Source organism: Mesorhizobium sp. M4B.F.Ca.ET.089.01.1.1 (assembly GCF_004022605.1).
Lineage (GTDB): Bacteria > Pseudomonadota > Alphaproteobacteria > Rhizobiales > Rhizobiaceae > Mesorhizobium > Mesorhizobium abyssinicae.
In genome coordinates, this window is record NZ_RZOS01001136.1 from 1 (window position 1) to 668 (window position 668).

1 protein-coding gene is annotated in these 668 nt (G+C 70.2%); it reads left to right on the plus strand.

All coding sequences use genetic code 11. The annotated features are described in order from the left end of the window. Window positions 1-668: PAS domain-containing protein (locus EN780_RS36460; protein WP_245500252.1), on the plus strand; the 668-nt coding region annotated here is incomplete at both ends.

Here is a 668-nt window from a genome sequence, read left to right on the forward strand (position 1 = left end):
ACGAAGCGCAGCGGCGGAGCCGGCCGCCGATCGGACGATTGATCGTTCCGCGCCGCCGCTGCGCTTCGTCTGGCGCACCGACGCCGACGGCAAATTCAGCGCGCTGTCGCCCGAATTCGCCGACATCGTCGGCAAGCCGGCGGCCGACGTCATCGGACGCCGCTTCAAGGACGTCGCCACCACTTTCGGCCTCGATGCCACGGGCGAGATCGCCGGCCTGCTCGAACGCCGCGACACCTGGTCCGGCCGCTCGGTGCTATGGCCGGTCGCCGGCACCGATCTCAAGATACCGGTCGATCTGGCGGCGCTGCCGGTCTACGGCCGCAGCCGCGCCTTCGAGGGTTTTCGCGGCTTCGGCGTTGCCCGCGCCGGCGACGCGGTCGTCGATCCGGAAGCCATCGGCATGGCGCTTGTTCCCAATGGCGGGTCGCCGGCGGCGAGCGAGCCGGCCGTAAAGGAACCCGTCGCGGAGGCGCCGAAGCCAGTCGACCCGTTCAAGGGCGAGGTGCCGGCGCTGACCATCGTGCCGAAGCCGGAGCGGCGTTTTGCAGACAAGGTGATCCGGCTGGCCGAGCACCGGCAACCGGCCAACGACAAGGGTCTGTCGACGCTGGAGCGCAGCGCTTTCCGCGAGATCGGCGAGCGGCTGAAGAAGGACAGTTCCGGCC